Consider the following 7,621-nt stretch of genomic DNA (forward strand, 5'->3'; position numbering starts at 1 on the left):
CGGGCGATGAAAATCAGGAGCCCATGCGGTAGTTCGGGGATTCCTTGGTGATAGTCACGTCGTGAACGTGGCTCTCCTGGATACCCGCGCCGCTGATGCGCACGAATTCCGCTTTGGTCCGCAGGGTGTCGATGGTACCACAACCGGTCAGGCCCATACAGGAGCGCAGGCCGCCCATCTGCTGGTGAATGATCTCTTTCAGGCGGCCTTTATAGGCGACGCGGCCTTCGATACCTTCCGGTACCAGTTTGTCGGCGGCGTTATCGGTCTGGAAGTAGCGATCGGAGGAACCTTTAGACATCGCGCCAAGGGAACCCATACCACGGTAAGATTTGTACGAACGGCCCTGATAGAGTTCGATTTCACCCGGGGACTCTTCGGTACCGGCCAGCATTGAGCCAACCATGACGGCGGCTGCGCCTGCGGCAATCGCTTTCGCGATATCGCCGGAGAAACGAATACCGCCGTCGGCGATAACCGGGATACCGGTGCCTTCCAGCGCTTCAACCGCGTCGGAAACGGCGGTGATCTGCGGAACGCCCACGCCGGTCACGATACGAGTCGTACAGATGGAGCCAGGGCCGATCCCTACTTTCACCGCGCTGCAGCCGGCTTCCGCCAGCGCACGTGCGCCCGCGCCGGTCGCCACGTTGCCGCCGATGATTTGCAGGTCAGGATATTTCGCACGGGTATCGCGGATACGCTGCAATACGCCTTCAGAGTGGCCGTGAGAGGAGTCGATCAGCAGAATATCTACGCCCGCGGCAACCAGCGCATCCACGCGCTCTTCGTTACCGGCGCCCGCCCCCACCGCCGCACCGACGCGCAGGCGACCCTGCTCATCTTTACAGGCGTTTGGTTTACGCTCCGCTTTCTGGAAATCTTTAACGGTGATCATGCCGAGAAGATGGAAGCTATCATCCACAACCAGCGCTTTCTCAACGCGTTTTTCATGCATTTTGGCAAAAACCACTTCGCGGCTTTCGCCTTCGCGAACGGTCACCAGACGCTCTTTCGGCGTCATATAAACGCTCACCGGCTGATTCAGGTCGGTGACGAAACGCACGTCGCGACCGGTGATGATGCCGACCAACTCGTTGTCTTCGGTCACCACCGGATAGCCAGCAAAACCGTTGCGTTCAGTCAGCTCTTTCACTTCGCGCAGAGTGGTGGTCGGCAGGACGGTCTGCGGGTCGGTAACCACGCCGGACTCATGCTTCTTCACGCGCTTAACTTCTTCCGCCTGGCGCTCGATGGACATGTTTTTATGAATAAAGCCGATGCCGCCTTCCTGTGCCAGGGCAATTGCCAGACGCGCTTCCGTCACGGTATCCATTGCAGCAGAGAGCATTGGAATATTCAGACGAATGGTTTTCGTCAGCTGAGTGCTGAGATCGGCGGTATTTGGCAGAACGGTTGAATGAGCGGGAACGAGGAGGACGTCGTCAAACGTCAGGGCTTCTTTAGCGATACGTAGCATGGGCAATATCTCGACCAGGGTGGATAAATATTGCCGTGGCATTATACAGAGCGTAACCGATTGCATCTACCCTTTTTTGCAAATAATACTTGCGATCCCCTCCCAGCAGGTTACTATCGACTGAATAACCTGCTGATTTAGAATTTGATCTTGCTCACATGTTGCCATCTCAATCCCCCTCAATTTACACGGTTAGCCGCCTCAATCAGTCGGTTCGACTGCTGCTCGAACGTGAAATGGGTCAGGTATGGATCAGCGGCGAGATTTCCAATTTCAGCCAGCCCTCTTCCGGCCACTGGTACTTCACCCTAAAAGACGATAACGCCCAGGTGCGCTGCGCGATGTTCCGCAACAGCAACCGCCGCGTGACGTTCCGTCCGCAGCACGGGCAGCAGGTGCTGGTCCGCGCCAATATCACGCTGTACGAGCCGCGCGGCGATTATCAGATCATCGTGGAAAGCATGCAGCCTGCGGGCGAAGGTCTGCTTCAGCAGAAGTATGAACAGCTCAAGACCGCGCTGGCGGCGGAAGGCTTGTTCGATCAGCAGCATAAAAAAACGCTCCCCTCTCCCGCGCACTGCGTCGGCGTCATCACCTCTAAAACCGGTGCTGCGCTGCACGATATTTTACACGTGCTCAAGCGCCGCGATCCTTCCCTGCCGGTGATTATTTACCCGACCGCCGTCCAGGGGGAAGATGCGCCGGGGCAGATCGTTCGCGCGATTGAGCTGGCCAACGCGCGCCAGGAGTGCGACGTGCTGATTGTCGGGCGCGGCGGCGGTTCGCTGGAAGATTTATGGAGCTTTAACGATGAGCGAGTGGCGCGGGCGATTTTTGCCAGCCCTATTGCCATCGTCAGCGCCGTAGGCCATGAAACTGACGTCACTATCGCCGATTTTGTCGCCGACCTGCGCGCCCCGACGCCTTCCGCGGCGGCGGAAATGGTCAGCCGCAACCAGCAGGAGCTGCTGCGCCAGCTCCAGTCCGGGCAGCAGCGCCTTGAAATGGCGATGGACTACTTCCTTGCCAACCGCCATCGTCGCTTTACCCAGATTTTTCACCGCCTGCAGCAGCAGCATCCTCAGCTGCGGCTGGCCCGTCAGCAAACGGAGCTTGAAAGATTGCGTCAGCGCATGCGTTTCGCTCTTGAGACGCAAATAAAGCGCGCCGACCAGCGCCAGCAGCGCGCCGCGCAGCGCCTGAATCAACAAAACCCACAGCCGCGAATTCACCGCGCCCAGAGCCGTATTCAACAGCTGGAATACCGGCTGGCGGAAAACATCCGCGCGCGTCTTGGCGAGCAACGTGAACGCTTCGGTAATATGGTCACGCACCTGGAAGCCGTCAGCCCGCTGGCGACGCTGGCCCGCGGCTATAGCGTCACTTCCGCCAGCGACGGCAAGGTGCTGAAACAAACGAAACAGGTGCGTGAGGGAGACGTTCTCACTACCCGTCTGAACGATGGCTGGGTAGAGAGCGAAGTGAAGAACATCACGCCGGTGAAGAAAACCCGTTCCCGCAAAAAAGCCGGATAAGCCTGCCATTTCGACCGAGGATAACTATACTGCTGTCATGCCCTTTTTAAACGGTTCTATCCGGCTAAGGAGCGTGATATGCCAGATGCTTATCCTCGTTATGTGATTCCGCCCTACATTTTACGCCGCATTGTCGATCGTGGTTCCCTTCAGCAGCAGCGCTGCGCGCAGAATACCCTCAGCCACGTTCAGACCCTGATGGCGCACGTTCCGGGGCGCCCTGCCGCGCCCCACGTCACCACGCCGGGCCTGCTTGAACGCGACATTTATGATACCGGGCAGACCCAGGATCTACCGGGTACTCAGGTCCGTTTTGAGGGACAGCCCTCCAACGGCGATGTTGCCGTTGATGAAGCCTATGACTATCTCGGCATCACCCATGATTTTTTCTGGAAGAGCTACCAGCGCGATTCGCTGGATAACCGCGGATTGAAGCTCACCGGCAGCGTCCACTATGGTCACGAATATCAAAACGCATTCTGGAACGGCCAACAAATGGTGTTTGGCGACGGGGATGGCGAGATTTTTAATCGTTTTACTATCGCCATTGACGTAGTGGCGCACGAACTAAGCCACGGCGTGACGGAGAGCGAAGCTGGTCTCATCTATTTCGAACAATCCGGCGCGCTGAACGAATCGCTTTCGGATGTTTTCGGTTCGCTGGTCAAACAGTATCAGCGCCGGCAGACGGCAGACAAAGCGGACTGGATCATTGGCGAGGGGCTACTCGCGAAAGGCATCCACGGCAAAGGCCTGCGCTCAATGTCGCAGCCGGGTACCGCATACGATGACCCTGTCCTTGGCAAAGATCCGCAGCCCGCCCATATGAAAGATTTTGTTCATACCCAGCAGGATAACGGCGGCGTGCATATCAACTCCGGCATTCCTAATCACGCCTTTTATCTCGCCGCCAGCGCCCTCGGCGGTTTTGCATGGGAGAAAGCGGGATACGCCTGGTACGACGCGGTGTGCGATCAATCTCTGGCAAAAGACGCCGATTTCTCAGCCTTTGCCAGGCTGACGATTCGCCACGGCGAGAAACGCTCTGGCAAAGAGACCGCAGAGGTGATTACTCAGGCCTGGGAGCGGGTCGGAGTGGTGCTATGAATCTTGCCGATCTTAGCGATGACGCGGTGATTGAGCTGGCGCGCGAGGGCGGCGTTGCCTGGATCCCGGCGCTCAGCGGGATGCGTAAGATCGTCGTGGCGAAGCTCAACGAGCAACAGAAGCAGCGGATCGCGACGATTCTCCAACAGTCGCTACCGCTGGGCAAGCCGCCGGGCCAGCCCGACTCTCCTGGCCGGGGCGACCAGCGTTTTTTTCGCATTCAGATCGTTAGCGAGCAGCACTACCACAGCCTGATTATTCTCATCCCGGAGGATCGTGCGCCAGATTCACTGGTTGAACTCTGGCGCGACGGCGAAGGCTGCGTCAGCGATAAAGATTAAATCGGCACAAACTCGACGCGTTTTTTCGAAATCAGCCCGTGGCCATTCTGGCAAAAATAATCCACCGCGCCGCAGGCTTTTAACACCTCCAGCGGCTTGTGGCAGTCCGGGCAGCGGGCTTCGACAACATACTCTTTCGCACAACGCTCGCAGCGGGCGCTATTGCCCTGCACAGCAAGCTGCGCATGGCACACGGGGCAATCAAATTCCATGGTGACTCCTTCTCACATTGAATACCGCTAGTTTATCACGTCAATAGCGAGTACAGTCCGCGAAGTTGCTGCTGTCGCTGTAGAGGTTGTTCAGCCTCACTGGTTCGCCGCAGGGTGAGCCCGCGAATTTCTTCCAGATCACGTTCAAATAGGCTGTGCTCACCGAAAATATATCCGCCGAGATAATGTTCATAAATCGCCCCTAAGCGCGAACAATGATGAATACGTTTTCATCAACTCAACTTATCTGGCGATACCTTTTGATAAAGAGTTAGAGATTGATTATCGAAGAACAGTGCAAAACTTTGATAAGAAGTTTATCAAAAATGTTACAAGGTAATTCTTATAACAACATTATTAACAAAGCCTTCTGATAATTAACCATTAGCAACTCAACGTTTGTATTCAATAAATTATAAAAACATCGCAAAAATATAAAAACGCACCCAACATCAAAAAATAAAAATCAGCAATGATAAATTAACCTTGATAACCATCACATAAAACTATATTTCACTGCAATTTAATGCATGGCGCAAATATGTTTAGTTAAAACATTCACAAAAAAAATATTAACAGAAGTTAAAATAAACAACCTGGTGATTAAAGGAGAGAGGCGGTGTCCGATATTGATTTTGTTGTTTTATGGGTCGACTCCGATGATAGGTGTTGGCAGGACGATTTTATACGTTATAAAACTATCTACAGTGATACTTATAAGTTGGCAGTCACGCCATCACGCTTCAGAGATATGGGGTTGTTTAAATACTGGTTCAGGGCTGTCGAAAATTACGCACCTTGGGTTCGCAAAGTCCATCTGGTTACCTGTGGACAGGTTCCTTCATGGCTGGATAAAAGCTATCATAAAATAAATCTTGTCCGACATAGCGACATCATTGATAAAGAATATTTACCTACATTCAATTCACGAGCAATTGAAGTTAACATTCATAAAATAAAAGGATTGAGTGATCAGTTTGTATATTTCAATGACGATATGTTATTAAACTCTCCCATCACTCCAGAGTTTTACTTTAAAAAAAATTTACCTAATGATTTTTTAATCGAGAATGATATTAACCCAATATCAATTGATAATAACATTTCAAACCTAATGTTAACGACCAATGCCTCAGTTATTAATACATTTTTCAATCGCAGAGAGTCCATCAAAAAAAACATAACAAAATATTATAACTTGCAATATGGTCGATATATTAAGAAAAATATATCTAAAAAGAAAGCAAGAAACTTCACTGGTTTTTTCGGAAGGCATTTACCACAACCCTTCCTAAAATCTACGTTTGAGGAAGTTTGGTCTCATGATGAAATAAGGGACATACTGGTAAGGACCTCAAAATCCAGATTCAGAGATGGCTATAATTTAAATCAATATATTTTCAGATATTGGCATTTAGCTTCAGGAAAATTTAATCCATGCAATCCTAAAAGATTAGGCAGCCATTTTAATTTAACCGGCGATCGGCAGCAGCTTGATCACGCCATTCAGGCCCTGAAAAGCGACGTTCCGCAAATCTGCCTGAATGATGATCTTGAGGATAATACACTTTTTGAATTTGCATGTCAGAAAGTATCGGACACGCTACGTTGTAAGTTAGGAAAAACGTCAAAGTTTGAGATTGAGATGTAAATTGATATGATAAAGGAGAAATATATAAATTTCGTATTACTTTTAGCAGTAATATCAAGTAGCATTATCATCCCTGAGCAATTGCTTGGTCGGAATATATTTTACATCTATTCCTCAGTGGTAATTATTGGCTCTTTTTTTTATTTTAAGAAATTAACAATCACCCGTCAGGATTTAATGTTAGGTGCAGCCATCTTCCTTATTGGAGCATCTCAGCTATTATGGTCCTGGAAGTTTCCTGCACATCTTACGGAGATCTATCGCGCTGATACTAATTATCCCAAAACGGGTACTTATCTGATAATCGGCTCTGTAGTAATATCACTGTTCCCAGCGATCATGAGGCTATCAGGAACAGGCCAACAGAAAAAAACAACCTACTACCTCTTATTCGGTTTTATTACCCTGACATTATATGCAGTATATTGCAAAATCATTGCTCCCGGTGAGCGCCTTCGTATAAATACTTCATCTACCTTGAGCGCTGCGCTTTATACTATGTATTCGCTCTTGACGCTTTATTCGCTTCTGTGTATCAGCATACCTTACAGAAAAGTGTTGGCTTCATTCATTATTTTTTCTTCGCTATATATATTGATATTAACTGAGACTCGATCAGCTTTAATCGTGTATCCTGTAATTCTGCTTTACATTTTATTTAATAAATATGCCGTAGCAAAATGGAAAGCATTATCTATTTGTGCACTTTCATTTATTTTATTTTCACTAATGATTGGTGTATTCTCGCCAAATGTTTATAAGAGAGCAAGCGAGATTATAACCGATATAACTCTTTATCAGCAAAATAATAACACATCAATAGGAGCAAGATTAACGATGTGGTATTCCGGGATAAACGAAATCATAACCCATCCCGGAGGAGTCAGCGCAAAAGAGAGATATCAAATCCTGGCTGATTTTATCAATAAAAAAGAAAATGGAAATCCAGAAGCCTTACGCAATATACCCTATCATTTACATAATGATTTGATTGAAACGATGTCGCTTCAGGGAGCTGCCAGCGGCCTGTTTTTATTTTTTTTCTATATAACGCTTATCTATTACATGACAAGAAAGAAACCATCATATGCCGCTTTATTTCTATGTTTGCCGGTATTATTTTTTGGTACGGTAGATTCTCTTTTCATTCATGTAAGATTCGTCATTATGTTAATCGGCTGGCTGATTATTTACACCGGTTTAACTGGAGCTTTGCTGGTTGAGGATACCCCATATCCTCCCCCTAAAAAAGGCAATGAAGCTGAGTAATAACAACAGATACAAAAAAGCCCGCA

At 49.4% G+C, this 7,621-nt stretch carries 6 protein-coding genes and 1 pseudogene; 5 read left to right on the forward strand and 2 right to left on the reverse strand.

The window, feature by feature from the left end; all coding sequences use genetic code 11:
- Window positions 1-13: 13 nt before the first annotated feature.
- Entirely contained in the window at window positions 14-1,480 is a 1,467-nt protein-coding gene (gene guaB, locus SIK97_RS15565; protein ID WP_014230355.1) for an IMP dehydrogenase, read from the reverse strand.
- A gap of 158 nt (window positions 1,481-1,638) precedes the next feature.
- Between guaB and xseA the strand changes: the two are divergent.
- The 3 genes and pseudogenes from xseA to SIK97_RS15580 all read left to right on the forward strand — a co-directional run.
- A pseudogene (xseA, locus tag SIK97_RS15570) lies at window positions 1,639-3,025 on the forward strand (exodeoxyribonuclease VII large subunit); the annotation flags it as partial.
- Between the two features lie 68 nt (window positions 3,026-3,093).
- Window positions 3,094-4,122 (forward strand): M4 family metallopeptidase, encoded by a 1,029-nt coding sequence (locus tag SIK97_RS15575; RefSeq protein WP_032750875.1) that lies wholly within the window; start codon window positions 3,094-3,096, stop codon window positions 4,120-4,122.
- Entirely contained in the window at window positions 4,119-4,463 is a 345-nt protein-coding gene (locus SIK97_RS15580; protein WP_009654386.1) for a protealysin inhibitor emfourin, read from the forward strand. The genes SIK97_RS15575 and SIK97_RS15580 overlap by 4 nt, the downstream gene beginning before the upstream one ends.
- Here SIK97_RS15580 and SIK97_RS15585 read toward each other — a convergent pair.
- Window positions 4,460-4,675, reverse strand: coding sequence for a zinc ribbon domain-containing protein (locus tag SIK97_RS15585; RefSeq protein ID WP_004853184.1), 216 nt, complete (start codon window positions 4,673-4,675; stop codon window positions 4,460-4,462). The genes SIK97_RS15580 and SIK97_RS15585 overlap by 4 nt on opposite strands.
- Window positions 4,676-5,294: 619 nt before the next feature.
- Between SIK97_RS15585 and SIK97_RS15590 the strand changes: the two genes are divergently transcribed.
- Window positions 5,295-6,326 carry a Stealth CR1 domain-containing protein gene (locus SIK97_RS15590; protein ID WP_004853188.1) on the forward strand — a complete coding sequence of 344 codons (1,032 nt, stop codon included), beginning with the start codon at window positions 5,295-5,297 and terminating at the stop codon, window positions 6,324-6,326.
- A gap of 6 nt (window positions 6,327-6,332) precedes the next feature.
- Window positions 6,333-7,595, forward strand: coding sequence for an O-antigen ligase family protein (locus tag SIK97_RS15595; RefSeq protein ID WP_032750876.1), 1,263 nt, complete (start codon window positions 6,333-6,335; stop codon window positions 7,593-7,595).
- Window positions 7,596-7,621 lie beyond the last annotated feature (26 nt).

The sequence above is a fragment of the Klebsiella sp. JN_Kp126 genome (genome assembly GCF_033843325.1).
Lineage (GTDB): Bacteria > Pseudomonadota > Gammaproteobacteria > Enterobacterales > Enterobacteriaceae > Klebsiella > Klebsiella michiganensis.

Excerpts from the sequence above, each read along its gene's own strand:
- guaB (WP_014230355.1), bottom strand. The coding sequence starts at position 1,480 with ATGCTACGTATCGCTAAAGAAGCCCTGACGTTTGACGACGTCCTCCTC.
- SIK97_RS15575 (WP_032750875.1), top strand. The coding sequence starts at position 3,094 with ATGCCAGATGCTTATCCTCGTTATGTGATTCCGCCCTACATTTTACGC.
- SIK97_RS15580 (WP_009654386.1), top strand. The coding sequence starts at position 4,119 with ATGAATCTTGCCGATCTTAGCGATGACGCGGTGATTGAGCTGGCGCGC.
- SIK97_RS15585 (WP_004853184.1), bottom strand. The coding sequence starts at position 4,675 with ATGGAATTTGATTGCCCCGTGTGCCATGCGCAGCTTGCTGTGCAGGGC.
- SIK97_RS15595 (WP_032750876.1), top strand. The coding sequence starts at position 6,333 with ATGATAAAGGAGAAATATATAAATTTCGTATTACTTTTAGCAGTAATA.